The following is a 25,881-nucleotide window of genomic DNA, read 5'->3' as shown; positions in this document are numbered from 1 at the left end:
GGATCCAAAGATGAAAACTACAGCAAAGCTGTCGTTCATGATGTTCGTTGAGTGGTTTATCTGGGGCGCCTGGTTTGTCCCTCTGTGGCTGTGGCTGAGTAAGAGCGGCTTCAGCGCCGGTGAAATCGGCTGGTCCTACGCCTGTACCGCCATCGCGGCAATTCTGTCGCCAATCCTGGTGGGCTCGCTGACTGACCGCTTTTTCTCCGCGCAAAAAGTACTGGCGGTGCTGATGTTCGCCGGGGCGATATTGATGTACTTCGCCGCACAGCAGACGACCTTCAGCGGATTTTTCCCACTTCTGCTTGCCTACTCGTTGACCTATATGCCGACTATCGCCCTGACCAACGGCATCGCATTTTCTAACGTGGCGGACGTTGAGCGCGACTTCCCGCGGATTAGGGTGATGGGAACGATCGGCTGGATCGGCTCCGGGCTGGTGTGCGGTTTTTTACCGCAGATGCTCGGGCTGAGCGATATTTCACCCACCAACGTGCCGCTGTTGATCGCTGCCGGCAGCTCTGCCTTGCTCGGCGTGTTTGCGCTGTTTCTGCCGGATACACCACCGAAAAGCAGTGGCAAACTGGACCTGAAAGTGATGCTGGGCCTGGATGCGTTGATCCTGCTGCGGGACAAGAACTTCCTCGTCTTTTTCTTCTGCTCTTTCCTGTTCGCCATGCCCCTGGCCTTCTATTACATTTTCGCTAACGGCTATCTCACCGAAGCCGGCATGAAAAACGCCACCGGATGGATGACCCTCGGCCAGTTCTCTGAAATCTTCTTTATGCTGGCACTGCCGTTCTTTACTAAACGGTTTGGTATTAAAAAGGTTCTGCTTCTTGGTCTGATTACCGCCGCGATTCGCTATGGCTTTTTCGTCTTCGGCGGCGCGGAGAACTATTTCACCTATACGCTGATGTTCCTCGGTATTCTGCTGCACGGCGTCAGCTACGATTTTTACTACGTCACCGCCTATATCTACGTCGACAAGAAGGCGCCGGTGTCGATGCGCAATGCGGCACAAGGCTTAATCACGCTGTGCTGCCAGGGCTTTGGTAGCCTGCTCGGCTACCGCCTCGGCGGCGTGATGATGGAAAAAATGTTCGCCTTATCGCCTCCCGTCAACGGCCTCACCTTCAACTGGGCGGGCATGTGGACGTTCGGCGCAGTCATGATTGCCGTTATCGCCGTGTTGTTCATGGTGTTTTTCCGTGAATCGGACAAAGAGATTACGACCATCGACGTAGACACGCAAAATGCTGAGCTTAAACAAGGGGAAGTGAAATGAAAGCAGAACGTATTCTCGGTGCTCTTTACGGGCAGGCGTTAGGGGATGCGATGGGCATGCCATCGGAGCTATGGCCACGATCGCGGGTGAAAGCCCATTTTGGCTGGATCGACCGCTTCCTGCCTGGCCCGGCGGAGAATAATGCCGCCTGCTACTTTGCCGAGGCGGAATTTACCGATGACACATCGATGGCCCTGTGCCTTGCCGACGCCATCATGGAATGCGACGGGCAGATCGTGCCGGATGTGATTGGCCGACATATTCTGCGCTGGGCCGAAGGCTTCGATGCGTTCAATAAAAATGTCCTGGGGCCGACATCGAAAATTGCCCTCAACGCGATTCGCAGCGGTAAGCCGGTCAGCGAACTGGATAATAACGGCGTCACCAACGGCGCGGCAATGCGCGCCTCTCCGCTGGGTTGCCTGCTGCCGGGCGGGAATCTTGACGCGTTTATCGGCGAGGTGGCGGCAGCCTCCAGCCCGACGCACAAATCTGATTTAGCGATTGCGGGCGCTACGGTTATCGCCTGGGCTATCTCGCGAGCCGTGGACGGCGCCGACTGGTCAGCGATTGTTGACGCCCTGCCGGGCGTGGCACGTCACGCACAGGAAATGCGGACCACCACGTTTAGCGCTTCACTGGCGCTGCGTATTGAGCTGGCATTACGGACCGTGCGAGAAGCTGATGGTCTGGAGTCCGCCAGCGAGCGGCTCTATCAGCTCATCGGCGCCGGGACCAGCACCATTGAATCCGTGCCGTGCGCAATAGCGATGGTTGAACTGGCCGGTACTGACCCTAACCGCTGCGCTATTCTCTGTGCCAATCTTGGCGGCGATACCGATACTATCGGGGCCATGGCGACGGCGATTTGCGGCGCTTTACACGGTGTGTCAGCCATCGATGGCGCGTTGAAGGCGCGCCTGGACGACGTCAACAAACTGGACTTCACGCGCTATGCCGATGCCCTGATGCATTATCGCCAGCAGCGGGAGGCCGAATGAATGCCCAACAGTTAACGGACAAACTGGCCACGCTGAGAGCACAACGCCCGGTCACCGTCCTTGGCGCGGCGGTGATTGATGTGATTGCCGACGCGTATGCCCTGCCCTGGCGCGGGTGTGATATCGAGCTGCAACAGCAGAGCGTGAACGTTGGTGGCTGCGCGCTGAACATCGCCGTGGCGTTAAAAAGGCTGGGGATCGAATCCCAAAACGCGCTGCCGATTGGCCAGGGGGTGTGGGCGGAAATTATCCGCCACCGGCTGGCCAAGGAGGGGTTAGCGAGCGTCATCACCCAGGCCGACGGGGACAATGGCTGGTGCCTGGCGCTGGTTGAGCCAGACGGCGAACGGACCTTTATGTCCTTCAGCGGCGTGGAAAACCAATGGTGCGACGCGTGGCTCAAACCGCTGTACTCACCGCCCGGCAGTCTGGTCTACCTTTCCGGTTATCAGCTGGCATCCGCCAGCGGTGAACGACTGGTGGCCTGGCTGGAGCGGCAGTCCGGGGTCAGCGCGTTTATCGACTTTGGCCCGCGGATTGCCGATATTCCCGAAGCGCTGATGACGCGCCTGATGGCCCTTAAGCCGCTGGTCTCCGTCAACCGGCAGGAAGCCGCGATCGCGGCCGATGCCAATGGGTTTTCTCCCCAGGTCAGCGAATTTGGCGCCGCCTGGCTGAATAAATATGCCGCACCGCTGATTGTGCGTCTGGATAAAGAAGGCGCCTGGTATTTCAGCCCGCAGGAAAGCGGCCTCGCCGCCCCTTTCCCGACCACGGTGGTTGATACGATTGGCGCGGGTGACAGCCACGCCGGCGGGACGCTTGCCGGGCTGGCCGCTGGCTGGAGCCTGGGAGAGGCGGTTACGCTGGGGAACGCCGTTGCCGCCTGGGTCGTGGGCCATCGGGGCGGCGATTGCGCCCCGGACCGCGAAGCGCTACTCCTCGCACACAAAAACGTATAGGTCGCTACGGCAGTAGCTGATGCTGTATTCGATGGGGTGCTGGTGCTGATCGAGGGCCACCTGTTTGATCACCAGCACCGGGATAGCACTGTCCATCTTAATATGCGCCTGGAATTCGGCGTCCGGCATCCGGGCGCTGACGCGTGAGCGGGTTCGCTGCGGCAGGATCTGCTGGCTGCGGAAGTAGTCGTACAGCGAGACGCTGATCGCATCCACATCATGAATCAGATGTGCAGGCACCCAGGACTCTTCAAGCGACACGGCGTCCTCATCAACATACCGAATGCGCTTGAGCATAAACACTTCGCTGCCCGCCGCGATTGCCAGCTGCTGGGCAACTTCTTCCGGACATTTGACAATACGCTTGTTCACCCACAGCGTATCCGGCTTCTTACCGCGCAAAACCACCTGCTGGGTAAAGCCGCGAGCTTCTTTCAGGGAATACTCGAAGATGTTGTTGATTTGCGTCCCGTAACCGCGCGAACGGGTCACCACGCCTTCATCTTCCAGCAGCTGGAGCGCTTTGCGTACGGTAATACGCGACACGCCGGTGAGCTGGCTGAGATCGCGTTCACCGGGAAGAATATTGCCATTTTCCAGCCAGCCGCTGCGCACGGCATCCTTGATCGTGTCGGCAAACTTCAGATAGAGCGGCGCGTTATCCGCTGCCGCAATCCGTTCAACAAGCTGGGTAATTAACCGGGTATGCGCCTGTTCCATTTATCTTTTCCTGGCAGAATTCTCACGCCAGTATATCAGGCTTACCACCACGCGTGGAAATGGTGAACCGGTCCAATACCGTGGCCCACCTCCAGCGAATCCGCCTGCGCCAGCGCCGCAGAGAGCCAGCCTTTCGCCTCGGCCACCGTCTGTCCCCAGTCGCTATAGCGCGGGCGCAGGGCCGCCAGCGCCGCAGAGAGCGTACATCCGGTACCGTGGGTATTTTTAGTCTGGACGCGCGGTGCGGTAAACCGCTGTTCGCCTTCGCGGGTAAACAACCAGTCCGGGCTTTCCGCGTTATCGAGATGACCGCCTTTCATCAGCACCGCGCCACAGCCCATCGCCAGCAGCGCCCGCCCCTGTTCGAGCATCTCTTTTTCACTTTGCGCATGCGGTGCATCCAGCAGCGCCGCCGCTTCCGGCAGATTCGGTGTGATCAGCGAAACCCGCGGCAGGAGCCGGGTGCGTAAGGTCTCCACCGCTGAAGCCGAGAGCAGCGGATCGCCACTTTTCGCCAGCATGACCGTATCCAGGACGACGTTCTCTATCTGATAGCGCGCTAAACGTTCCGCCACGGCTTCGACGATATCCGTTTCTGCCAGCATGCCAATTTTCGTCGTATCGATACGGACGTCGCTGAATACTGAATCCAGCTGCGCGGCAACAAAATCAGGATCGATACGATAGACCGACTGCACGCCACGAGTATTTTGCGCCACCAGCGCAGTGATCACCGAGCAGCCATAGGCTCCCAGCGCAGAGAAGGTTTTCAGGTCGGCCTGGATCCCCGCACCGCCGCTGGGGTCGGTGCCGGCAATGGTCAGCGCATTAATTCGTTTCATCATTTGTTCTCCCCGTACAGCGCGTCAAGAAACGCCGGAGTAAAACTGCCCGGACCTCTGCCGAGCGCTGCCGCGCCTCCCGCCTGTTTCATCAGGCCGCAGGCCGCCGCAACGTTTTCAAGGCGGTCGCCGGGCATCGCGGTACTGGCCGCCACCACGGCAGAGAGCGCACAGCCGGTACCCACCACCCGCGTCATCAGGACATCCCCGCCGCTGACCGTACGCGTGCGCTGCCCGTCGGTGATGTAATCCACTTCGCCGGTTACCGCGACGATGGTATTGATCTGTCGCGCCAGCGCCTGAGCGGCAGGCAGCGCCGCGGCGGCGGTATCGGTGGTGTCCACGCCGCGCCCACCGGCGCTCATTCCCGCCAGCGCCATAATCTCGGAAGCGTTGCCGCGAATGGCGGCCGGGTGCAGGCTCAGCAGCTCATGGCAAAATTCGCTACGCAACGTTAACGCTCCGACGGCCACCGGATCCAGCGCCCACGGCTTACCCGCGCTTTGCGCACTGAGCGCCGCGGCACGCATAGCCTCTGCGCGCTCGATGGTCAGGGTTCCGACGTTAATCAGCAATGCATCGGCAATGGCCGCAAACTGGCTCGCTTCCTGCGGGTCAATCACCATCGCCGGAGAGGCGCCGATCGCCAGCAGTACGTTAGCAGTAAAGGTCTGTACCACATCATTGGTCATACAGTGAACAAGGGGAGAATGACGGCGAAAGAGATGTTGCAGATGCGCTATGTGCGCGGGATTGAGAGGCTCAGCTTGCATCGTTTGCTCCAGCCAGGCGGTGAAGAAGCAACGACCCAATGGGTCTCTGACTTCCCTACGCTGGCATTATCCAGATCAGGTGGTACGGGTTTTTCTCAGCCTTCACGCAGAAGGGCACCCCGAGTCATCGAGAAGATATCTATCTTCTCGGCAGGCAGGTTACGGTAAGCCGACGCCTGACGCAAGCACCTGATGTCGGGCGCGCTTTCGAAAATACGCTGCCACATCGTCACCGATCCAGCAGAAAACGCCACCCCGGCAGCCACCCTAATATTCTTCCGGCAGTGGCCGGTCGATGGAGACCAGTTTGCCTCTTACCATCGTGATGTAGCCCCCGGCTTTCAGATCGGCCAGCACCCGGAAAACGTGCGTGCGCGACAGGTTCGTTCGCTTAATGATAAACAGCGCCAGTCCTTCATTTTCACCTTTGTGCGCTTGCTGACGGTAGAGATAGCGAAACAACATCGGCCGGATAGTCTGATAGCTGGTGAGCTGCCGCCGTTCATGGTGCAGATCGATGGTGAAGATGGTCATATACGCCATGATGGTCGCCAGCTCCTGAACGCGCTGCGGGCTGTTTTGTATAAAAATACGGTCGAACGCCTCATACGTTATTTTGATAAGCTCCACCGCGGTTACCGCGCTATATTCAAATTTCGCTAATGGACAATATCTTTCCAGCAAACCGACCGGCATATGTTCAATTGTATTCCCTACAATCAGCCCGTTATCGGGCATAACCATCGATAAAGAACCGTCGATACAAAAATAAATATATCCGGCCTTTAATTCTAATTTTTTATTTATCGACACGGATAGCGTTTCACCTTCCTCGGTAATTCCCGCCAGATAGGTGTCTATTTTTAGCGTTTGATAATAGCTATGTATTTCCTGAAAATTCACGCACTTCCCCTTCTCACGCCTTTTGCTGTCGGCTTTAGTATAGCAGCGAACATCATGCTCATTCCCGGCGGTTTCATTTTGATTGATGGCCAGTCCCATATGGGACTATCGCACTCATAAGATTCCCTTACAATGGTCAGCAATTACTCCAGATTTGCTTTCGTCGTTTCAACATTATTCTTTGAGCCCGACGAAAATTATCCAAGAGGCCCTTCAATGAAATTAAATCAGATCGCAAAACATCTGGCGCTGGCCGGTGTTTTAACTTCGCTGTCCGTTTCAGCTTTCGCGCAGATTATGCCGAAAGAGGCAACCGAAGCCACCCAGCAGGCAAATAACGCACTGTATAACAAGCTGCCGTTTGCCGATAAAACCGACTTTGAAAATGCGCATAAAGGCTTTGTCGCCGCTCTGCCCCAGGAAGTCATTAAAGGCGAACAGGGTAACGTTATCTGGAACCCGGCGAAGTACGACTTCATCAAAGAAGGCGAAAAAGCTCCGGCAACCGTTAACCCGAGCCTGTGGCGTCAGTCGCAGCTGATTAACATCAGCGGCCTGTATAAAGTGACCGACGGCGTTTACCAGATTCGTAACCTTGACCTTTCCAACATGACTATCGTGGAAGGCGAGAAAGGGATCACGATTATTGACCCGCTGCTGTCCGCAGAACCGGCCAAAGAAGGCCTGGAACTGTATTTCAAAAACCGTGGCAAAAAACCGGTCGTCGCGGTCCTGTTTACCCATAGCCACGTTGACCACTACGGCGGTATCCGCGGCGTGGTTGATGAAGCGGATGTGAAGTCAGGCAAAGTGAAAATCTACGCTCCGGCCGGATTTATGGAAGAAGCGGTTTCCGAAAATATTATGGCCGGTAACGCCATGAGCCGTCGCGCCAGCTACATGTACGGCAACCTGCTCAAACCTGATGCCAAAGGCCAGGTCGGTGCCGGGCTGGGCACCACCACCTCCGCCGGTACCGTGACGCTGCTACAGCCGACCAACTACATTACGCATACCGGCCAGGAAGAAGTGATCGATGGCCTGACCTACGACTTCATGATGGCGCCGGGCTCCGAGGCTCCGTCCGAAATGCTGTGGTACGTCAAAGAGAAGAAAATGATTGAGGCAGCGGAAGACGTGACCCACACGCTGCACAATACCTACTCGCTGCGCGGCGCAAAAATCCGCGATCCGCTGGCCTGGTCGAAATACATCAACGCCGCTATCGACCGCTGGGGCAGCGATGCTGAAGTTATTATTGCCCAGCACCACTGGCCAACCTGGGGTAACGACAACATTGTGAAGCTGATGAAAGGTCAGCGTGATATGTACCGTTACATCAATGACCAGACGCTGCGTATGGCCAACGAAGGTCTGACCCGCGATGAAATCGCGGCTAACTTTACGCTGCCGCCATCGCTGGAGAAACAGTGGGCAAGCCGCGGCTACTATGGCTCGGTGAGTCATGATGTGAAAGCCACCTACGTGTTCTATCTCGGCTGGTTCGATGGCAACCCGGCAACCCTCGACGAGCTGGCACCGGAGCAGGCGGCGAAGAAGTTTGTCGAATATATGGGTGGCGCGAGCAACGTGCTGAAAAAAGCCAAAGAAGATTACAGCCAGGGTAACTACCGCTGGGTCGCGCAGGTCACCAGCAAAGTGGTCTTTGCTGACCCGAAAAACCAGGAAGCACGTAACCTGGAGGCTGATGCGCTGGAGCAGATGGGCTACCAGGCCGAATCCGGTCCGTGGCGTAACTTCTACCTGACCGGCGCGCAGGAACTGCGTAACGGCGTGCAGAAGCTGCCTACGCCAAACACCGCCAGCCCGGATACGGTGCGGGCGATGACGCCGGAGATGTTCTTCGATTATCTGGGCGTGCATATTGACGGCGTGAAGGCCGGCAATGCAAAAGCGGTCTTCAATATCGATCTCGGGAAAGACGGCGGGAAGTATAAGCTGGAGCTGGAAAACGGCGTGCTCAACCACACCGCCAACGTGGTAGCGAAAGACGCCGATGCCAACATCACGCTGAACCGCGACACGTTAAACAAAATCATCCTGAAGCAGGAAACCCTGAAGCAGGCTGAAGAGAAAGGCGACGTGAAAATTACCGGTAATGGCGCGAAGCTGGACGAAATGCTGAGCTACATGGACAAGTTTGAGTTCTGGTTCAACATCGTCACACCGTAATCTCCCCGGCAATCCTGCCCTGCCCCGCAGCCTTCGGCTGTGGGGTATTTTTTTACCTTTTTCCACCGTGCCTCCCCGGTGACGCTTCGCCAGACGGCGGACCGCGCGATGCACATCGCGCCATTTGCATTCCCACCGCGGCGGGCACAAAATGAACATCAGGGAGCTACCTTCCCGGTGACACCACTCGTCGAGGTACGGCTATGCCCGTTTATCACCATGCCCTGGTACTGATTAACAGCAGCCAGGACGGTATTCCACTGCTACAGCATGCGGCCAGAATGGCGGAAGAGAGCGCTATGCGCATCACGCTTGCGCATATCAGCACCGACTATCGGGCGCTGAATTACGTCTCCGATAGCCTGCTCGATGATGACGTCTCTCAAGAGGTGATTCAGGCGAAAGTGCTGCTTAATGAGCTGGCGGCCAGCGTCTCACTGCCCGTACAAACTCTGTCGCTGGTCACCACCCGCCGCTTCGAAGATGTCGAAGCCTGCGTCAACCAGCGGGGTATTGATCTGATTATCGCCGGGCATCATAACCGTCTACTGGGGGTCATAGCGTCCCATTCGCTGGAGTATATTAATCATCTGACGATCGACGTGCTGATCAAGCATCTGCCCTGAGCCGCGCGGCCGATTCGCGTAGTGAATTGAGCAGCAGAGAAAAGCACTGCTCAATCAGCGGCGGCAGCGGCTGTGGTCCGCGCATTAACGCAACGGTACGCGCCAGCGCTGGCTGCTGGAGGTGCGCGATCTTCAACGCCGGGTCCTGCAGATGGGTGGTATACAGCTCAGGCAGGATGGCAATCGCCAGCCGCGAGCGCACCAGACCATACAGCGTTTCAATATAATCCACCTGATAACGCGTATTCAGCGTCAGGCGATGGCTTTCCGCCAGCGCTCCAACGAGGCGCTGAATATTTCCTTTCGAGAATACCGCAATATCGCGCCCGGCCAGGAGCTTCCACGGCAGGTGCGGCTGGTCAGCCAGCGGATCATCGCCGTGCAGTACCGCCACAAACGGGTCTTCACGCAGCGGATAGACCTGTAGCGTAGCCGGTAACGAGCTGTCGATGGCGCCGATGCCGAAATCAATCTTCCCGCTTTCCAGCTCACGCACCAGCGCATCGTTGGTCTGGTCGTGGAATTCCACCCGCAGTCGGGGAAAGGTCTGCGCCAGGACCTGGGGCAGGAGCGGAAAAAGCAGCGAACTCACCGAGGGCACCAGGCCGATACGTACGGTACCATCGCCGCCGGCCGCCACGATCTGTTCCATATCGTGAAACGCCAGCTGAGCCACGCTCAATACGCGCCGGGCGTGCGGCAGAATAGCGGCCCCCAGCTCGGTCAGCGTGACCGAGGAGGCCGTCCGGTTCACCAGTTTGCCACCCAGCACCGTTTCGATTTGCCGCAGCGCGCTGCTCAGCGCCGGTTGGCTGATGGCCAGACGGTTGGCGGTATCGGTAAAATGACGCAGCTCCGCCAGGGTCACAAAATACTGTAGCTGCTTGAGAGAAAGCGCGGGCAGGCGCTGCCACGGTTCGGTCATCTTATTCTTCGCTAAGGGTAATCGGGCAGAATAACCCGAGCTTATCGGGCGATAAATTTATTCATCTGGGCAAACGTTTGCTGTGCACCTAGAGTATCGCCATTATCCTTGTGCCGGAGTTGTTATGTCCAGCAGTGCTGAAAACCGCCGCCGCGCCGTCCTGGCCGCCCGGGGCGAAACGCCTTTTGACCTGTTACTGACCGGGGCGCAGATTGTCGACATGGTCACCGGTGAAATCCGCGCAGCCGATGTCGGTATCGTTGGCGAGATGATCGCCAGCGTGCACCCGCGCGGTAGCCGCACCGATGCTCACCAGCACCATGCGCTGGAAGGCGCGTACCTGTCGCCGGGGCTGATGGATACCCACGTCCATCTTGAAAGTTCCCACCTGCCCCCCGAACGCTATGCGGAAATTGTCCTCGCGCAGGGAACCACCGCGGTTTTCTGGGACCCGCATGAGCTGGCCAACGTCCTCGGCGTCGAGGGCGTGCGCTATGCAGTTGCCGCCAGTCGTCACCTGCCGCTGCGGGTGATGGTCGCCGCTCCATCCAGCGTACCATCGACCCCGGGGCTGGAAATGTCCGGCGCCGACTTTGCCGGGGCGGAGATGACTACCATGCTGGCATGGCCGGAGGTTTGCGGCGTTGCGGAAGTGATGGACATGCATGGTGTGCTCAACGGCAGCGAGCGGATGCAGGAGATTGTTCAGGCTGGTCTCGACAGCGGTAAGCTGATTGAGGGACACGCCAGAGGGCTGAGCGGCGCTGACCTGCAGGCTTACCTCGCGGCGGGCGTCACCTCCGATCATGAGCTCACTTCGGCAGAAGATGCGCTGGAAAAGCTGCGTGCCGGTTTGACTCTGGAAATTCGCGGTTCGCATCCGTATCTGCTGCCAGATATCGTCAAGGCCCTGAAAACCCTGCCGCACCTCTCCTCGCAGATCACCGTCTGCACCGACGATGTGCCGCCGGACATGCTGCTGGAAAAAGGGGGCATTATTGCCCTGCTCAACCTGCTGATTGAGCACGGTCTGGCCGCCACCGATGTTCTGCGCTTCGCCACCCTGAACGCCGCCATTCGCCTGCAGCGTAACGACCTGGGACTGATTGCGGCAGGCCGCCGCGCCGACCTGGTGGTGTTTGACTCACTGGATAAGCTTCAGGCCCGCGAGGTGTACGTGGCCGGAGAACTGATAGCCCGTGACGGCGCGCTTCTCCAGCCGATTGCCGCCGCCGAGGGGGTGACACCGCCGCGCAATACGCTACCGCTGGCGCCGCTGAGCACGGACGATTTTGTGCTGCGGGTGCCCGGGATTGTTCACGGCGTTGCCCGCCTGCGGCACATTCGCGGCGCGCGCTTTACGCAATGGGGAGAGATTGAAGTCCAGGTACGCCACGGCGAAGTTCAGCTGCCTGACGGGTTTAGCCTGATTTGGGTTAAGCATCGCCACGGCCGCCATCAGGCGACGCCGCAAATCGCCCTGCTTGAAGGCTGGGGGGAGCTGCGCGGAGCCATCGCCACCAGCTACTCGCACGATTCACATAACCTCGTGGTGCTGGGACGTCGCGCCGAGGATATGGCGCTGGCTGCCAACCAGCTGATTGCCTCCGGGGGCGGTATGGCGCTCTCCCGGCAGGGTACGATTCTTGCCCATGTGGCGATGCCGATTGCCGGCATGCTCTCCGAGCTTCCGGCGGCGGAGCTCGCGCGACAGTTCCGCGAATTACGCGACCTCAGTGCGGAAATTGCCGACTGGGAGCCGCCCTACCGGGTATTTAAGGCCATCGAGGGAACCTGTCTCGCCTGTAATGCCGGACCGCATTTGACCGATTTGGGTTTGACTGACGGCACCACCCGCCAGATTGTCGAGCCGCTGATAGACTGCCGGGAAACCCCGGCCCCTGACCCTCACAACAATAATCACCGGGGAGCCTGAGCATGGCCGACAACACACTTCATAGCGCAACGCAGGGAAGCTGGCTGGAGCGGCGCTTTTCCCTGCGATCCCGCGGCAGTACGCTGCGTACCGAGTGCCTCGCGGGCGTGACCGGCTTTCTCGCGGCCGCCTATCTGCTGGTCGTCATTCCCGGCCTGCTGGCCGTGGGCGGCATCGATAAAGGCGCTGCCACCACGGGGACGATTCTGGTCTTCGTCGCCGGGACGTTGCTAATGGCGTTTTATGCCAACCTGCCGTTTATCGTCGGGCCGGGCATCGGTGGCTCGGTGCTGGTGGGCGTCACGCTGGCCGGGAGCGAAGGGATCGGCTGGCAAATTGGCCTCGGTATCGCCTGCTGGTCGGGTATTCTGTTCTTTCTGCTAACCAAATTCGGCCTGCGCGAAGTGGTCACCCGCTCGGTACCTCAGTCAATTAAGCTGGGGCTGACGGCCTCTATCGGTTTGTTCGTGGCGGTACTTGGCTTTCGCAATGCGGGCCTGGTGCTGGCGAATGCCAAAACCAACGCGTTGATGCTGGGTGATTTCCTGTCCCCTGGTGCGCTGGTGGCGCTCTGCGGACTGTTTCTGGCCATTGCGCTACAGGCACGGCGCGTGCCGGGCGCTATTTTATGGGCCATCCTGTTTGCCACTCTGGTGGGAATTCCGGCCGGTGTCACCCATCTGCCGGGCAGCTTTATCGCGATGCCGCATTCGTTAGCACCGGTCCTCGGCCAGGTCGATATGCTGGGTGCGCTGAATATTGCTTTTCTGCCGTACCTGTTTGTCTTTTTTGCCTCGGAGTTTTTCTCCACCATGGGGACCACGCTGGCGGTAGGCGGCGAAGCGGGACTGCTGGATGAAGAAGGCAATATGCCGCAGATCAACAGGCCGTTTATGGTCGACTCGATTGCCGCGGCCATCGGCCCGTGGCTGGGGATCCCGGCGGCTACCGCGCTGATTGAGTCTTCCGCCGCCGCCGAAGCGGGCGGTAAGACCGGACTCACGGCGCTGGCCGCCGCGGTCATGTTCCTGCTGATGCTGCTGTTTACCCCGGTTGCCCTGATGATCCCGAAAGAGGCCACCGCCCCGGCGCTGATCCTGATTGGCCTGAACATGTTCAGCGGCCTGCGTAAAGTCGACCTGTCCAGTTTCACCGACGGGCTACCGGTATTAATGATGGTGATGATCACCTTGATTGCGAACAGCTTCGGCACCGGTATCGCCGGCGGGCTGCTGTTTTATATCATGATTAAAGCGGTTGCCGGAAAGTGGCGAGAAATCCCGCTCGGGCTGTGGATCCTCGCCGTACCACTGGTCTACTACTTTGCCACGCTGGTCAGGCACTAATCGCCCGCAGGCCCGCGTAGCGCGCCGGCCTGCACCGTTTCACAGTGCGCTTTGACTTCTTCATAAAGCAGCCGCACCGCCGCAGAGAGCTGCTTGCGGTGCGGGCAAATCATATTGAGCGGTACTCTGTCGCCCTGATAGTGCGGCAGCAGAATCTGCAAGCGGCCTGCGCGAATATCATCGCTGACATCCAGCGCTGACTTATAGGCAAAGCCCTCTCCCGCAATCGCCAGACGGCGAATCACCTCGGCGTCGTCGCTGACAATGGCGCCGGAAACCTGAATATGCTCAACCACACCGTCAAGACTTAGCGGCCAGCGGTCGAACTGCCTGCCGCGCAGCACGTACAGTAGCGCATTGTGCTGGGCCAGCGCTTGCGGCGTCGGCGGCTCGCCGTGCTCGGCAACCCACGCCGGTGAAGCCACCAGCACCCGCCTGTTTTCCGGGGCGACGGGTAGCGAAATAAATGAGGCATCGTCGTTTTCGCCGTAGCGAAAGGCGACGTCGACCGGGTCTTTAAATACATCGGTGCGATGATCGGAAAAGAGGATCCGCAGCTTCAGCGCCGGGTGCCGCTGGCGAAACGCACGAAAGACGGTCAACAGCAGATTACGCCCCAGGTCGGAGGGCACCGCAATTTGCAAAGTCCCGCGGACTTCGTCGTCCGGCACCTGGATTTTTTGCAGCCCGGCATGCAGCGTATCGAGCATCTGTCTGGCATAGGGCAGCCAGGTTTCCCCTTCAGGCGTCAAGCGCAAGCTGCGGGTGGAACGCGCAAAAAGACGAATATTGAGCGTGGTCTCCAGACGCTTTATCGCCGCACTCACCTGCGCCGGCTGCTGCCCAACCTCGCGCGCCGCATCGCTGAAGCTGCCCAGCGCCGCCGCGCGGACAAATAGCGTCAGATCTTCCAGTCTGAACATAGTGACTCCCGACTCCTGCTACCAGGATTGTTCTCAAAACAGGCCCTCTGCGCCAAAAGCAGGCAACCCGCCCATCGTTTTCTTACATTTTTAACGCAACCAACGCTTGCCTTCCCGGCCATGCTTCGGGAATGATACGAGGCTGCAATTTTGTGTCCAGGGTAATCCAGGATAATAATGAGGAAATTATGCGTAAAACAAAAATGATGCTTCTGGGCGTACTGTTGGCCAGCACCAGTACCGTATGGGCGGCGTCCACCAGCGGCGTGCAAAAATATGAACTTGATGGTTTCACCGCAGACTTCACGCAGTTCCGCGTAGGTGACACCGTACCACCGCTTTATTTAACGCCAGAATACACCATTAAGCAGTGGCAGCAGCGTAACCTGCCCGCGCCGGACGCCGGCACCCACTACACCTATATGGGCGGCAGCTACGTGCTGATCACCGATACCGAAGGTAAAATTGTCAAAATTTACGACGGCGAAATCTTCTATCAGCACTAATGGCTGACGGGCTGTCGCCAGATAGCGCCAACGAAAACGCCCTGTCCTTTTGCTGTCCGGTCCGGCACAGAAAAGTCCAGGGCGTTGTGTTATCCGCCGGCGTTACACCGCGCGAAAGGCAATCTCACCGGGAATCACTTCCCCCTGCCAGTAGAGCTGCGCCGCTACGCGCCCCGCCAGCTGGCGGTAGATATCGGTGAACTCACTTTCCGGACGAGCAACGACGGTCGGCGTGCCGTTATCCAGATCTTCACGCAGATGAATATGCAGCGGCAGCTGCGCCAGCAGCTGGGTATGGTATTTCTCCGCCAGCTTCTCAGCGCCGCCGGTGCCAAAGATAGGTTCATGGTGGCCACACTGGCTGCAAATGTGCATGCTCATGTTTTCCACAATGCCTAATACCGGAACTTCCACCTTCTCAAACATCACGATGCCTTTTTTCGCATCGATCAGCGCGATATCCTGCGGCGTCGTCACCACCACTGCGCCGGTGACCGGGATGTTCTGCGCCAGCGTCAGCTGAATGTCGCCGGTGCCTGGCGGCATATCCAGCACCAGATAATCCAGATCCGGCCACAGCGTCTCCTGCAGCATTTGCAGCAGCGCCTTGCTGGCCATCGGACCGCGCCACACCATGGCGTTATCGTCGGTCACCAGATAGCCAATAGAGTTAGTGGCGAGGCCAAATTTCATAATCGGCGCCATATGGGTGCCGTCTGGCGAGGTTGGCCGCTGATCTTCTGCACCGAGCATCGTGGGAACAGACGGACCATAAATATCGGCATCCAGGATCCCGACTTTCGCCCCTTCTGCGGCCAGCGCCAGCGCCAGGTTAACCGCCGTGGAGGATTTCCCGACCCCGCCCTTGCCGGAGCTCACGGCAATAATATTTTTGACCCCGTTGACACCCGGCTGATTTTTGACCCGTTTCAGCGTGGCAATGCTGTGCGACAGCTTCCAGTCAATTGCCTTCGCACCGGTAATACGCAGCAGATCGGCGCTGCATTGCTCTTTTAAATCTTCAAAAGCGCTGTGCCAGACGAATGGCATCTGGATCTCGATATGCACGGTATCGTCAAGCCAGGCAACGTGGTGCAGTGCCTTCAGCGCGGTGAGATTATGCTTCAAAGTGGGGTGCTGGAAATTAGCCAACGTTCCGGCGACCATCGCACGTAGACGTTCGGGGGATTTGGCCTGGGATTGCGAATTCATCCCGACTCCTTTGTTGTTATGAGATGCTTTCAGTAATAACAGAGTTTATCACAGCTGAGGATTATCCATATATGGTCAGCCATTTATGGCGCACCCATTACCCTTTTGGTAATATCAAAAGCCCTTTTTCAACAGAAGATGTAATGCCCACTATGACTCAAGTCGCGAAGAAAATTCTGGTAACGTGCGCACTGCCGTACGCCAACGGCTCAATCCACCTCGGCCACATGCTGGAACACATCCAGGCTGATGTCTGGGTCCGTTACCAGCGAATGCGCGGCAACGAGGTCAATTTCATCTGCGCCGACGACGCCCACGGCACGCCTATCATGCTGAAAGCCCAGCAGCTCGGCGTATCTCCGGAGCAGATGATTGGCGAAATGAGTCAGGAGCATCAGACCGATTTTGCGGGTTTTGATATTAGCTACGACAACTACCACTCGACGCACAGCGACGAGAACCGTGAGCTGTCTGAGCTGATCTACGGGCGCCTGAAAGAGAACGGTTTTATCAAAAACCGTACCATCTCTCAGCTTTACGATCCGGAGAAAGGCATGTTCCTGCCGGACCGTTTCGTAAAAGGCACCTGTCCGAAGTGTAAATCACCGGATCAATATGGCGATAACTGCGAAGTGTGCGGTGCGACCTACAGCCCGACCGAACTGATCGACCCGAAATCCGTCGTTTCCGGCGCAACCCCGGTGATGCGTGAATCCGAGCACTTCTTCTTCGACCTGCCTTCATTTAGCGAAATGTTGCAGGCGTGGACCCGCAGCGGTGCGCTGCAGGAGCAGGTCGCCAACAAAATGCAGGAGTGGTTCGATTCCGGTCTGCAGCAGTGGGACATTTCCCGCGACGCGCCTTACTTTGGCTTTGAAATTCCTGACGCGCCGGGCAAATATTTCTACGTCTGGCTGGATGCGCCAATCGGCTACATGGGCTCTTTCAAGAACCTGTGCGACAAACGCGGCGATACCACAAGCTTTGACGCCTACTGGAAGAAAGATTCCGACGCCGATCTGTACCACTTTATCGGCAAAGATATCGTCTACTTCCACAGTCTGTTCTGGCCGGCGATGCTGGAAGGCAGCGGCTTCCGCAAGCCGAGCAATCTGTTCGTACACGGTTACGTGACCGTTAACGGCGCCAAGATGTCCAAATCACGCGGCACCTTTATCAAAGCCAGCACCTGGCTGAAGCATTTTGACGCTGACAGCCTGCGCTATTACTACACTGCCAAGCTCTCTTCCCGCATCGATGATATCGACCTGAACCTGGAAGATTTCATTCAGCGCGTGAACGCCGACATCGTCAACAAGGTGGTGAACCTGGCGTCGCGCAACGCCGGCTTTATCAACAAGCGCTTTGATGGCGTACTGGCGGCAGAGCTGGCCGACCCGGCGCTGTATAAAACCTTTACCGATGCCGCCGTCACCATCGGCGATGCCTGGGAAAGCCGCGAGTTCGGGAAAGCAGTGCGCGAAATCATGGCCCTGGCCGACCTGGCCAACCGCTATGTCGACGAGCAGGCGCCTTGGGTCGTGGCGAAACAGGAAGGCCGCGATGCCGACCTGCAGGCCATTTGCTCCATGGGCATCAACCTGTTCCGCGTGCTGATGACCTACCTGAAACCGGTACTACCTGGCCTGAGCGCGCGTGCTGAAGCCTTCCTGAACTGCGAACTGAGTTGGGATGCTATCCAGCAGCCGCTGCTGTCGCATAAGGTCAACACCTTCAAGGCGCTGTACAACCGTATCGAGATGAAGCAGGTTGAAGCGCTGGTCGAAGCGTCGAAAGAAGAGGTAAAAGCCACTGCCGCACCGGTCACCGGCCCGCTGGCGGACGATCCGATTCAGGACACCATCACCTTTGACGATTTTGCCAAAGTCGATATGCGCATCGCGCTGATTGAAAACGCCGAGTTTGTCGACGGTTCTGACAAGCTGCTGCGTCTGAGCCTGGACCTGGGCGGTGAGAAGCGTAACGTCTTCTCCGGTATTCGTAGCGCCTACCCGGATCCGCAGGTACTGATCGGTCGTCTGACGGTGATGGTTGCTAACCTGGCCCCGCGTAAAATGCGTTTCGGCATCTCGGAAGGGATGGTGATGGCGGCAGGTCCTGGCGGGAAAGATATCTTCCTGTTAAGCCCTGACAGCGGCGCCCAGCCGGGTCAGCAGGTTAAATAATCCCGCATACAGCGCTGCTTCGGCAGCGCTTTTTTTATCCCTTCCGCACCTTCGTCATCGGGCCACTCCAGCGCCGTGCTGCCTTTTCTGTGCGTTGCGCGCCACGCCAATCCTGACAATAATCAACCTGTCTGCCGATTGAAAACCGGGACGTCATTCACTATCAACCAAGGGACCGTGATGAATATTTTCCGCAGGATGATCACCGCTCTGACGGCTTCGCTTCTGATTGTCGGCCTTGCGGGCTGCGATAACTCCGAAGAAAAGAGCAAAACCTTTACCCGGACGGAGAACGGCGTCGAGCTGGTGTTTACCTACCATTACGTCGGCGACAAAGTCCTGCGTCAGGAGGCGAATAACACGATTCCCTATCAGACCATCGGGGCGGCGAATCAGGAACAGGCGCGGGCCTTAATTGAGCCGATGAGAAGCGTTTACCTCGACGTTAAAGGCGTAGAGCAGACCATTGATTATAAGGAGACCTCGGCGCTGGAACATCTCAGCGTCGATTTTACCCGGGCCAACATGGGCGAACTGTGCAAGCTGCCCGGCTCGATGGTGACCAACTGCGCGTTGCAGGAGGTGTCCATGTCAGTATCCGAGAAACTACTCACAGAACAGGGATTTAAAGAGGTGAAGTAGACCGATTGTGGCTCCCGGGTCGCAGCACAAGCGCCTTCCCTGGAGCCAGTCAAAAAGCGGGAATTACGGTTTGGCGTGTACGCGCTCGGTCAGACCGCGCAGGAAATAGCGCAGGACCTGGTCACCGCATTCGCGGAAATTCTTATGATCCGCCGCGCGCATCATGGCGGTGATTTCCGGCATGGAAATGCGAAACTTCTGCTGGGTCATGATGGCGAGAATATCATCGGTTTTCAGCGAAAAGGCGATACGCAGCTTTTTCAGCACGATATTGTTATTCACCCGGCGCTCTACCGCCAGCGGTGGCGCAGACTCATCTTTGCCGCGTTTGTCATAGATCAGGCCGTTGAGGAAAATCGACAACATAATGTCCGGGCAGCGCTGAAAGCCCTCTTCGTCTTCCTTTTTCAGCCACGGTACCAGCTGCTCTGCGCTGACGACGGAATCGCCCAGGGCAAAAATACGCACCAGGTCGTTATTATTGGTTTTCAGGGTGTAGCGCAGGCTACGTAAGATATCGTTACTGATCATAATGCCTTCATGATGAAAAATACTGGCGCTAAGTCTACCACGATTCCACCGTTTTACAGACCAATCGCCTCTTTCAGACTTTTTAAGTAGCGGCGGCTCACCGGCACCGTTTGCCCGGCCCGCATCAGCAGTTCTGCCTGGCCGTTTTCCTCAAGACGAATCTCTTTCAGATGGGCCATATTCACCAGATACTGCCGATGGCAGCGCAGCAGCGGCGTCCGGCTCTCAAGCGTGCGCAAGGTCAGCTCCGTGAACCCCTCCTTCCCTTCACGGTCGGTGACGTAAATCCCGCTCATTCGACTGCTGACAAAGGCGACATCTTCCATTTGCAGCAGCCAGATACGGCTATGGCCGGTACAGGGAATATACTTCAGCGCCTGCTGGGTATCATCGAGCAGCGAGATATCCTGCAGGCTGCGCTCCTGACGCAGACGCGCCAGCGTCTTCTCCAGCCGCGGTGCTTCAATGGGTTTTAGCAGATAATCAAACGCATGCTCTTCGAACGCTTTCACCGCATACTCGTCAAAAGCGGTCAGAAATACGATATAAGGCCGGTGCTCAGGATCGAGCATTCCGACCATTTCCAGGCCGCTGATCCGCGGCATCTGAATATCGAGAAACAGCACATCCGGGCGCAGCTTATGCACCGCGCCAATCGCTTCTACCGCGTTGGCGCACTCCCCGACAATCTCAATATCGCCGGCTGACTCCAGCAAAACACGCAGATTTTCCCGTGCCAGCGGTTCATCATCAACTATCAACACTTTTAACACACGTTCTCCTCAAGAGGCAGTCGCAGCGTAACGCGAGTGAAACGCTCCGCTTCACAGGTCACGGTAATACCGCAGTCGGCGCCGAAGCGCGCCCGTAAACGTCGGTCGACCAGGCTCATTCCCAGCCCGCTGGCGTTGGGATTGTCCTGATACAGCCCGGCGTTGTCCTCAATATCCAGTTGCAGCCAGCGCCCGTGCTGGCTGGCGCGAAGGGTTATTTCTCCGACCCCGAGATGCTGCGAAGTCCCGTGCTTGATGGCATTTTCAACAATCGGCTGCAGGGTAAACGCCGGCAGCTGATGGTGAGCCAACGCATCGGGTACCAGCATATGGATCTGCAAATTAGCCTGAAAGCGCGCTTTCTCAATTTGCAGATACGCATTCACGTGCTCAATCTCATCCGCCAGCGTGACAAACTCCGACGGCCGCTTCAGATTCTTACGGAAAAAGGTCGACAGGTACTGCACCAGCTGTCCGGCCTGATCGCTGTCGCGGCGAATCACCGCCTTCAGAGTATTCAGGGCGTTAAACAGAAAATGAGGATTCACCTGCGCGTGCAGCAGTTTGATCTCCGACTGGGTCAGCAGCGCCTTCTGACGCTCATACTGCCCGGCGAGGATCTGCGCCGACAGCAGCTGGGCAATCCCTTCCCCCAGCGTGCGGTTGATAGAACTAAACAGGCGGTTTTTTGCTTCATACAGCTTGATGGTGCCAATCACCCGCTGATTTTCACCGCGCAGCGGGATAACCAGCGTCGACCCCAGCTTACAGTTGGCGTGGATTGAACAGCGGTAAGGCACCTCGTTACCGTCGGCATACACCACTTCGCCGCTATCAATCGCCTTTTGCGTATAGGATGACGAGATGGGCTTACCCGGCAGATGGTGGTCGTCGCCAATGCCGGTAAACGCCAGCAGCTTGTCGCGATCGGTAATGGCTACCGCGCCAATATCCAGCTCCTGAATAAGCACCTGCGCCACCTTCATGCTGTTCTCTTCGTTGAAGCCCTGGCGCAGGATCCCCTCCGTCGAGGCCGCAACCTTCAACGCAGTGGCGGAAAAAGCCGAAGTATACTTCTCAAACATCGCCCGTTTATCCAGCAGGATACGCATAAACAGCGCGGCACCCACGGTGTTGGTTACCATCATCGGGGCAGCAATGCTTTGCACCAAATGCAGCGCATCCTGAAACGGACGGGCGATCAGCAAAATGATCATCATCTGCACCAGTTCGGCAAAAAAGGTAATGGCCCCGGCGGTGAGCGGGCTGAAAACTTTATCCGACCGCCCGCGTTTGACCAGCACGCTGTGAACCAGCCCCCCCAGTAGCCCCTCGACAATGGTGGAAACCATACAGCTTAATGCCGTCATGCCACCCAGCGAATAGCGGTGCAGCCCGCCGGTCAGCCCCACCAGGCCACCGACGACCGGGCCGCCGAGCAGGCCGCCCATCACGGCGCCAATGGCGCGGGTATTGGCAATGGAGTCTTCGATATGCAGACCAAAATAGGTCCCCATAATGCAGAAAATGGAGAATGTGACGTAGCACAGCAGCTTATGGGGTAGACGGACGGTGACCTGCATCAGCGGGATGAACAACCGCGTCTTACTCATCAGCCACGCGATGACCAAAAACACGCACATTTGCTGAAGCAGCAGCAACACCAGATCGAACTCGTACATACCCACAGACCACGCTTCACTCGAAAGCGCGTAACATACACTGCCGGGTCATAACTTTCTTTGAAGCACTACAAGAAAATAACAAATCATGGTCAGGATCACACTTCTTGCTCGGCCCCCACCAACAAGGCGAACAAAAAACGAGCAAAATTTTCTTCTTCCGCAAACAGCTTCTACAGTTATAAGGGAGACTTTGCGGGAGGGAATATATGGCGCTTTATACAATTGGTGAAGTGGCTCAGCTCTGTGACATCAACCCCGTAACGCTCCGCGCCTGGCAGCGGCGCTATGGTTTACTGAAACCGCAGCGCACCGACGGAGGACACCGTCTGTTTAGCGAACAGGAAATTGACCGTATCCGCGAAATTAAGCGCTGGATTGATTCCGGTGTTCAGGTGGGTAAGGTCAAAACCCTGCTCAACGACAGCACGAGTGGGGAAGAAGAAGGCGGCTGGCGTGAGCAGCAGGAGATTTTGCTGGGGTACCTGCACGACGGCAGCTACCATCGCCTGCGGCTATGGATCAAAGAGCGTAATCACAGCTATACGGCCCTGACGCTGGTCAACCATCTGTTTATCCCTTTGCGCCACCGCCTGCTCAGCCCTCAGCCGACGCTTATTGCGCTGCGCAGCATACTCGACGGGATCCTGATCAATCATATTGCCCACCGCCTCGCCAGCGCCTACAAGCACCCGGGCAGTCATGCACTGGTGCTCGGCTGGAATGTCAACGACACTACGCGGCTGTGGCTGGAGGGCTGGATCGCCTGTGAACAAGGCTGGCGGGTCGATGTCCTTCCCCACTCGCTGGCGCAGATTCGCCCCGATCTGTTCCCTGACAGCACCCTGCTGGTGTGGTGCGGCGAAACCCCGACCCTCACGCAGCAGGAGCAGCTCCAGGCCTGGCAGCAGCAGGGGCACGTTATCTGGCTAAATAGCAATTAATGTTTTATTAACACCTGCGCTTCACCGTATAATCGCTGCGTTAACATCAGGAGCCTATTATGAAGCCAGCGAAAATCGCGGTCATCACCCTCTTCTTATTCATGGCCATCGGCGGGATCAGCGGCGTTATGCTCGCCGGTTATTCGTTTATTGTTCGCGGCGGTGTCGGCTGATCCGCTGACTCAGCCGTTCAAATCCGCGATCGACAACGATCGCTGCCAGCGCCACCAGCAGCGCCCCTTGCAGCACGTAGGCGGTGTTAAATCCGCTAAGTCCGATAATAATCGGCGTGCCGAGCGTATTCGCCCCGACCGTTGACGCAATGGTTGCCGTCCCGATATTGACGATGGTCGAGGTCCTGATCCCGGCCAGCATGACCGGCGCAGCCAGCGGCAGCTCCACTCTGATAAGCCTCTGCCAGTCCGTCATGCCCATTCCCTTGGCGATACTCACCACGCCCGGCGGTACGGCGCTGAGTCCGGCCAGAGTTCCCTGCAGGACCGGCAATACGCCATACAGCGCCAGCGCAATCAGCGCCGGCTGCCAGCCAAAACCCAGCACCGGAACGGCGATCGCCAGCACCGCCACCGGCGGAAACGTTTGACCCATCGCGGCAATGGTCTCCACCAGCGGGCGAAACTCGCGGCCTGCCGGGCGCGTCACCGCCACCCCGGCACCAACGCCTGCCACCGTCGCCGCCAGGCTGGAGAGCCCCACCAGCCAGCAATGCGCGAAGGTCAGCGCGACGAAACTCTCCTGCTGATAGACCGGGCGCGGCAGCTCAGGAAACAACGCGCTGAAGAGCGGCGCGCTGTACGGCAGAAGCAGCAAAATGGCGATAAACAGCGCCAGCAGCCACAGCAGCGGATCACGAAGTAGGCTCACGCCGCACCTCCTCGCCGAGCAGGTCAGCAAAATGTAGAGTGCCGCACGCTGCACCCTGTTCATCCACGACCGGTAATACCTCGCAGCGGTGAGCGATAAACTGCGACAGCGCTTCGCGCAGGGTCATTGCCACGTTTAGCGTATCGCCGGCAAGCCGTTCATTGCGCCGAAGGTAGTCGCCCACGCCGCGCAGCGACAGCAGCCGAACGCCCAACTCGCTGCGGCCAAAAAAAGTCTGCACGAAAGCATTTTTGGGGTCGAGCAGCATCTGCAGCGGAGCTCCCTGCTGGACGACTTCACCACCGTCCATCAGCACCAGGTGATCCGCCAGCCGCAGCGCTTCATCAATATCGTGGGTGACCAGTACGATTGTCCGACCCAGCAGGCGGTGGATACGGATCATCTCCTGCTGGAGTGCCTCCCGGGTAACCGGATCGAGGGCGCCAAACGGTTCATCCATCAGCAGGACTTCCGGGTTTGCCGCCAGCGCCCGCGCCACGCCAACGCGCTGCTGCTGCCCGCCGGACAGCTGATGCGGATAGCGCGCCCGCAGCGTCGGTTCCAGTCCCAGCAGCGCCATTAATTCGTCAACGCGCGACGCGATTTTTTGCTGCGGCCACTTTTGCAGCTGCGGGACGGTGGCGATGTTCTGCGCGACCGTCCAGTGCGGAAACAGACCGATAGACTGAATGGCATAGCCCATCCGTCGGCGCAGTGCCAGCACCGGCTGCTGACGAATATCCTGCCCGGCAAAACGGATCGTGCCACGGTCATGTTCAACCAGCCGGTTGATCATTTTCAGCGTGGTCGATTTTCCGGACCCGGAGGTCCCGATGAGCACTGAGAAAGCGCCTTCACGCAGGTTCAGGTTCAGGTTTTTCACCGCCGGCAGCCCGGCGAAGGATTTACTTACCCCATCAAATTCAATCACCCGCCTCTCCTTTCAGTAACGCACCCCACAGCGCAAACAGCGCATCGACCACCACCGCCAGCGCAATCGTCGGGATCACCCCCAGCAGGACCAGATCCAGAGCGCTGCTTAACAGTCCCTGAAAGACCAGTGTCCCAAACCCGCCGGCACCAATCAGAGCCGCCACCACCGCCATGCCGACGGTTTGCACGCTCACTACCCGCAGGCTGCGCAGCAAAACCGGCACCGCCAGCGGCAGCTGCACGTGCCACAAACGCTGAGCGCCGCTCATTCCCATCGCCCCCGCGCTCTCCAGCGCATCGCGCGGCACCTGCTGCAGGCCGGTCACGACTCCGCGAACCAGCGCCAGTAAGGCATACAACACCAGCGCAATCAGCGCAGGCGTCATCCCGGTTCCGGAAATCCCCCATTCCGCCAGGCCGGGAAAATGGCGGGCCACTCCCGCCAGCGGCGCGATAAGCAGGCCAAAGAGCGCAACCGAAGGGATCGTCTGGATGACGTTCAGGAAGGTGAAAACCGGCGCCTGCCAGCGGGGCTGCCGCCAGATACCAACGCCTATCGGCAGCCCAATCAGCAGCCCCGGCAGCAGCGTCCCGAACAACAGAGTTAAATGCTGGCGCAGCGCAGCATCAAACACGTCCTGGCGATTGGCGTACTCTTTTAACAACGAGAGCTGATCCAGCGCCCCGCCGCCCAGCAGCACGCAGGGAATCAGCCAGATTTGCACATTGAGCAGCCAGCGCCAGATAGCCCGCGCGCTCAGCCGCCGGATGGCATCGCTGGCCAACAGTAGGCACAGCGCCAGCGACAGCCACAGGCCGCTGCCCGGCGAGGTGCGCGCCAGCGGCGAACCGCTGTGCGCCAGCTGCACCGCCGCCTGTCCCGCGCCCCAGAACAGCAGCGCCAGCAGCACATCCACGAAAAGAAAGCTCAGCAGCAGCGGTCTGCGCCCCGGCAGCCAGCACAGGAGGAGCAGCAGCAGCGCCCCGCAGACCTGTACGACCGTCAGCCAGGGTAAAATCTGCCATAGCCAGCGCCCTTCCCCTGACAGCAGACGGTTAGGCGCATAGTTGACGAACGGCAGAGCAACGACCAGCAGCAGTAAACCGGCCAGCAGCAGCGATACGCGGTTATAACAGCGAATAGCCACG

At 58.3% G+C, this 25,881-nt stretch carries 25 protein-coding genes and 1 riboswitch; of the genes, 12 read left to right on the top strand and 13 right to left on the bottom strand.

The window, feature by feature from the left end; all coding sequences use genetic code 11:
* Positions 1-10: 10 nt before the first annotated feature.
* Genes ACMYSK_RS01915 through ACMYSK_RS01905 form a run of 3 tightly spaced genes read left to right on the top strand, consistent with a single transcriptional unit; the run spans position 11 to position 3,251 of the window.
* Complete coding sequence (locus ACMYSK_RS01915) at positions 11-1,288, top strand: nucleoside permease (protein WP_434639799.1); 1,278 nt, start codon at positions 11-13, stop codon at positions 1,286-1,288.
* Entirely contained in the window at positions 1,285-2,289 is a 1,005-nt protein-coding gene (locus ACMYSK_RS01910) for an ADP-ribosylglycohydrolase family protein (protein ID WP_434639797.1), read from the top strand. The genes ACMYSK_RS01915 and ACMYSK_RS01910 overlap by 4 nt, the downstream gene beginning before the upstream one ends.
* Complete coding sequence (locus ACMYSK_RS01905) at positions 2,286-3,251, top strand: PfkB family carbohydrate kinase (protein ID WP_434639796.1); 966 nt, start codon at positions 2,286-2,288, stop codon at positions 3,249-3,251. The genes ACMYSK_RS01910 and ACMYSK_RS01905 overlap by 4 nt, the downstream gene beginning before the upstream one ends.
* On the opposite strand, the gene ACMYSK_RS01900 is transcribed toward ACMYSK_RS01905, so the two are convergent.
* The 4 genes from ACMYSK_RS01900 to ACMYSK_RS01885 all read right to left on the bottom strand — a co-directional run bounded on the left by ACMYSK_RS01900 (position 3,225) and on the right by ACMYSK_RS01885 (position 6,489).
* Positions 3,225-3,971: a GntR family transcriptional regulator gene (locus ACMYSK_RS01900; RefSeq protein ID WP_434639795.1), complete on the bottom strand. Its 747-nt coding sequence runs from the start codon at positions 3,969-3,971 to the stop codon at positions 3,225-3,227. The two genes, ACMYSK_RS01905 and ACMYSK_RS01900, sit on opposite strands and share 27 nt — an antisense overlap.
* Before the next feature lie 41 nt (positions 3,972-4,012).
* On the bottom strand, positions 4,013-4,813 hold the full coding sequence (gene thiD, locus ACMYSK_RS01895) for a bifunctional hydroxymethylpyrimidine kinase/phosphomethylpyrimidine kinase (RefSeq protein ID WP_434643747.1): 801 nt from the start codon (positions 4,811-4,813) through the stop codon (positions 4,013-4,015).
* Positions 4,813-5,586, bottom strand: a complete 774-nt coding sequence (thiM, locus tag ACMYSK_RS01890) for a hydroxyethylthiazole kinase (protein ID WP_434639793.1) — start codon at positions 5,584-5,586, stop codon at positions 4,813-4,815. The genes thiD and thiM overlap by 1 nt, the downstream gene beginning before the upstream one ends.
* A 35-nt stretch (positions 5,587-5,621) precedes the next feature.
* Positions 5,622-5,718: riboswitch (TPP riboswitch) on the bottom strand.
* Between the two features lie 135 nt (positions 5,719-5,853).
* Positions 5,854-6,489 carry a helix-turn-helix domain-containing protein gene (locus ACMYSK_RS01885; protein ID WP_434639791.1) on the bottom strand — a complete coding sequence of 212 codons (636 nt, stop codon included), beginning with the start codon at positions 6,487-6,489 and terminating at the stop codon, positions 5,854-5,856.
* Between the two features lie 216 nt (positions 6,490-6,705).
* Here ACMYSK_RS01885 and ACMYSK_RS01880 point away from each other — a divergent pair, with 216 nt between their 5' ends.
* Together ACMYSK_RS01880 and ACMYSK_RS01875 are read left to right on the top strand one after the other, a co-directional pair.
* The gene (locus tag ACMYSK_RS01880) at positions 6,706-8,682 is read left to right on the top strand and encodes an alkyl/aryl-sulfatase (protein ID WP_434639789.1); all 1,977 of its coding nucleotides are present in this window, start codon (positions 6,706-6,708) and stop codon (positions 8,680-8,682) included.
* Between the two features lie 203 nt (positions 8,683-8,885).
* A complete protein-coding gene (locus ACMYSK_RS01875) occupies positions 8,886-9,308 on the top strand; it encodes a universal stress protein (RefSeq protein ID WP_434639787.1) in 423 nt (140 codons plus the stop codon).
* Here ACMYSK_RS01875 and ACMYSK_RS01870 read toward each other — a convergent pair.
* Positions 9,292-10,233 carry a LysR family transcriptional regulator gene (locus ACMYSK_RS01870; protein WP_434639785.1) on the bottom strand — a complete coding sequence of 314 codons (942 nt, stop codon included), beginning with the start codon at positions 10,231-10,233 and terminating at the stop codon, positions 9,292-9,294. The genes ACMYSK_RS01875 and ACMYSK_RS01870 overlap by 17 nt on opposite strands.
* Before the next feature lie 124 nt (positions 10,234-10,357).
* Here ACMYSK_RS01870 and ACMYSK_RS01865 point away from each other — a divergent pair, with 124 nt between their 5' ends.
* Both ACMYSK_RS01865 and ACMYSK_RS01860 read left to right on the top strand, forming a co-directional pair.
* Entirely contained in the window at positions 10,358-12,169 is a 1,812-nt protein-coding gene (locus ACMYSK_RS01865) for an adenine deaminase (RefSeq protein ID WP_434639783.1), read from the top strand.
* A 2-nt stretch (positions 12,170-12,171) separates the two neighbouring features.
* On the top strand, positions 12,172-13,515 hold the full coding sequence (locus tag ACMYSK_RS01860; RefSeq protein WP_434639781.1) for an NCS2 family permease: 1,344 nt from the start codon (positions 12,172-12,174) through the stop codon (positions 13,513-13,515).
* Here ACMYSK_RS01860 and ACMYSK_RS01855 read toward each other — a convergent pair.
* On the bottom strand, positions 13,512-14,438 hold the full coding sequence (locus tag ACMYSK_RS01855; protein ID WP_434639779.1) for a LysR family transcriptional regulator: 927 nt from the start codon (positions 14,436-14,438) through the stop codon (positions 13,512-13,514). The genes ACMYSK_RS01860 and ACMYSK_RS01855 overlap by 4 nt on opposite strands.
* A gap of 188 nt (positions 14,439-14,626) precedes the next feature.
* On the opposite strand from ACMYSK_RS01855, the gene ACMYSK_RS01850 reads away from it, so the two are divergent.
* Complete coding sequence (locus tag ACMYSK_RS01850) at positions 14,627-14,944, top strand: RcnB family protein (protein WP_004864698.1); 318 nt, start codon at positions 14,627-14,629, stop codon at positions 14,942-14,944.
* Positions 14,945-15,046: 102 nt separating this feature from the next.
* Here ACMYSK_RS01850 and apbC read toward each other — a convergent pair whose 3' ends face one another.
* Positions 15,047-16,156 (bottom strand): iron-sulfur cluster carrier protein ApbC, encoded by a 1,110-nt coding sequence (gene apbC, locus ACMYSK_RS01845; protein WP_434639777.1) that lies wholly within the window; start codon positions 16,154-16,156, stop codon positions 15,047-15,049.
* A gap of 152 nt (positions 16,157-16,308) precedes the next feature.
* Between apbC and metG the strand changes: the two genes are divergently transcribed.
* The gene (gene metG, locus ACMYSK_RS01840; protein ID WP_434643744.1) at positions 16,309-18,342 is read left to right on the top strand and encodes a methionine--tRNA ligase; all 2,034 of its coding nucleotides are present in this window, start codon (positions 16,309-16,311) and stop codon (positions 18,340-18,342) included.
* Positions 18,343-18,522: 180 nt separating this feature from the next.
* Entirely contained in the window at positions 18,523-18,984 is a 462-nt protein-coding gene (locus tag ACMYSK_RS01835; protein WP_434639775.1) for a YehR family lipoprotein, read from the top strand.
* 63 nt (positions 18,985-19,047) lie between these two features.
* Here ACMYSK_RS01835 and ACMYSK_RS01830 read toward each other — a convergent pair whose 3' ends face one another.
* Genes ACMYSK_RS01830 through ACMYSK_RS01820 form a run of 3 tightly spaced genes read right to left on the bottom strand, consistent with a single transcriptional unit; the run spans position 19,048 to position 21,970 of the window.
* The gene (locus ACMYSK_RS01830) at positions 19,048-19,515 is read right to left on the bottom strand and encodes a DUF1456 family protein (RefSeq protein ID WP_434639773.1); all 468 of its coding nucleotides are present in this window, start codon (positions 19,513-19,515) and stop codon (positions 19,048-19,050) included.
* A gap of 53 nt (positions 19,516-19,568) precedes the next feature.
* Entirely contained in the window at positions 19,569-20,288 is a 720-nt protein-coding gene (gene btsR / locus ACMYSK_RS01825; RefSeq protein WP_434639771.1) for a two-component system response regulator BtsR, read from the bottom strand.
* Positions 20,282-21,970 carry a LytS/YhcK type 5TM receptor domain-containing protein gene (locus ACMYSK_RS01820; RefSeq protein ID WP_434639769.1) on the bottom strand — a complete coding sequence of 563 codons (1,689 nt, stop codon included), beginning with the start codon at positions 21,968-21,970 and terminating at the stop codon, positions 20,282-20,284. Before ACMYSK_RS01820 ends, btsR begins: the two co-directional genes overlap by 7 nt.
* Before the next feature lie 209 nt (positions 21,971-22,179).
* Here ACMYSK_RS01820 and ACMYSK_RS01815 point away from each other — a divergent pair, with 209 nt between their 5' ends.
* Positions 22,180-22,914, top strand: coding sequence for a MerR family transcriptional regulator (locus ACMYSK_RS01815; RefSeq protein ID WP_434639768.1), 735 nt, complete (start codon positions 22,180-22,182; stop codon positions 22,912-22,914).
* Between the two features lie 59 nt (positions 22,915-22,973).
* Positions 22,974-23,087 (top strand): protein YohO, encoded by a 114-nt coding sequence (locus tag ACMYSK_RS01810; protein ID WP_071844955.1) that lies wholly within the window; start codon positions 22,974-22,976, stop codon positions 23,085-23,087.
* Here ACMYSK_RS01810 and ACMYSK_RS01805 read toward each other — a convergent pair.
* From ACMYSK_RS01805 to ACMYSK_RS01795, 3 genes are read right to left on the bottom strand one after another with little or no spacing between them, the layout of a single operon-like run.
* Positions 23,062-23,799 (bottom strand): ABC transporter permease, encoded by a 738-nt coding sequence (locus ACMYSK_RS01805; protein ID WP_434639767.1) that lies wholly within the window; start codon positions 23,797-23,799, stop codon positions 23,062-23,064. The genes ACMYSK_RS01810 and ACMYSK_RS01805 overlap by 26 nt on opposite strands.
* Positions 23,783-24,730: an ABC transporter ATP-binding protein gene (locus ACMYSK_RS01800; protein ID WP_434639765.1), complete on the bottom strand. Its 948-nt coding sequence runs from the start codon at positions 24,728-24,730 to the stop codon at positions 23,783-23,785. The genes ACMYSK_RS01805 and ACMYSK_RS01800 overlap by 17 nt, the downstream gene beginning before the upstream one ends.
* Positions 24,723-25,880 (bottom strand): ABC transporter permease, encoded by a 1,158-nt coding sequence (locus ACMYSK_RS01795; protein ID WP_434639763.1) that lies wholly within the window; start codon positions 25,878-25,880, stop codon positions 24,723-24,725. The genes ACMYSK_RS01800 and ACMYSK_RS01795 overlap by 8 nt, the downstream gene beginning before the upstream one ends.
* Position 25,881 lies beyond the last annotated feature (1 nt).

The organism is Klebsiella sp. I138, assembly GCF_051131765.1.
Classification (GTDB): Bacteria; Pseudomonadota; Gammaproteobacteria; order Enterobacterales; family Enterobacteriaceae; genus Klebsiella.
Note: the sequence above shows the minus strand (reverse complement) of the source record. Positions and strands in the feature narration are given on the sequence as shown.

Excerpts from the sequence above, each read along its gene's own strand:
- ACMYSK_RS01905 (WP_434639796.1), top strand. The coding sequence starts at position 2,286 with ATGAATGCCCAACAGTTAACGGACAAACTGGCCACGCTGAGAGCACAA.
- ACMYSK_RS01870 (WP_434639785.1), bottom strand. The coding sequence starts at position 10,233 with ATGACCGAACCGTGGCAGCGCCTGCCCGCGCTTTCTCTCAAGCAGCTA.
- metG (WP_434643744.1), top strand. The coding sequence starts at position 16,309 with ATGACTCAAGTCGCGAAGAAAATTCTGGTAACGTGCGCACTGCCGTAC.
- thiM (WP_434639793.1), bottom strand. The coding sequence starts at position 5,586 with ATGCAAGCTGAGCCTCTCAATCCCGCGCACATAGCGCATCTGCAACAT.
- ACMYSK_RS01900 (WP_434639795.1), bottom strand. The coding sequence starts at position 3,971 with ATGGAACAGGCGCATACCCGGTTAATTACCCAGCTTGTTGAACGGATT.
- ACMYSK_RS01830 (WP_434639773.1), bottom strand. The coding sequence starts at position 19,515 with ATGATCAGTAACGATATCTTACGTAGCCTGCGCTACACCCTGAAAACC.
- ACMYSK_RS01850 (WP_004864698.1), top strand. The coding sequence starts at position 14,627 with ATGCGTAAAACAAAAATGATGCTTCTGGGCGTACTGTTGGCCAGCACC.
- ACMYSK_RS01815 (WP_434639768.1), top strand. The coding sequence starts at position 22,180 with ATGGCGCTTTATACAATTGGTGAAGTGGCTCAGCTCTGTGACATCAAC.
- ACMYSK_RS01860 (WP_434639781.1), top strand. The coding sequence starts at position 12,172 with ATGGCCGACAACACACTTCATAGCGCAACGCAGGGAAGCTGGCTGGAG.
- ACMYSK_RS01865 (WP_434639783.1), top strand. The coding sequence starts at position 10,358 with ATGTCCAGCAGTGCTGAAAACCGCCGCCGCGCCGTCCTGGCCGCCCGG.
- ACMYSK_RS01855 (WP_434639779.1), bottom strand. The coding sequence starts at position 14,438 with ATGTTCAGACTGGAAGATCTGACGCTATTTGTCCGCGCGGCGGCGCTG.
- ACMYSK_RS01835 (WP_434639775.1), top strand. The coding sequence starts at position 18,523 with ATGAATATTTTCCGCAGGATGATCACCGCTCTGACGGCTTCGCTTCTG.
- ACMYSK_RS01915 (WP_434639799.1), top strand. The coding sequence starts at position 11 with ATGAAAACTACAGCAAAGCTGTCGTTCATGATGTTCGTTGAGTGGTTT.
- ACMYSK_RS01810 (WP_071844955.1), top strand. The coding sequence starts at position 22,974 with ATGAAGCCAGCGAAAATCGCGGTCATCACCCTCTTCTTATTCATGGCC.
- thiD (WP_434643747.1), bottom strand. The coding sequence starts at position 4,813 with ATGAAACGAATTAATGCGCTGACCATTGCCGGCACCGACCCCAGCGGC.
- apbC (WP_434639777.1), bottom strand. The coding sequence starts at position 16,156 with ATGAATTCGCAATCCCAGGCCAAATCCCCCGAACGTCTACGTGCGATG.
- ACMYSK_RS01880 (WP_434639789.1), top strand. The coding sequence starts at position 6,706 with ATGAAATTAAATCAGATCGCAAAACATCTGGCGCTGGCCGGTGTTTTA.
- ACMYSK_RS01910 (WP_434639797.1), top strand. The coding sequence starts at position 1,285 with ATGAAAGCAGAACGTATTCTCGGTGCTCTTTACGGGCAGGCGTTAGGG.
- ACMYSK_RS01875 (WP_434639787.1), top strand. The coding sequence starts at position 8,886 with ATGCCCGTTTATCACCATGCCCTGGTACTGATTAACAGCAGCCAGGAC.
- ACMYSK_RS01820 (WP_434639769.1), bottom strand. The coding sequence starts at position 21,970 with ATGTACGAGTTCGATCTGGTGTTGCTGCTGCTTCAGCAAATGTGCGTG.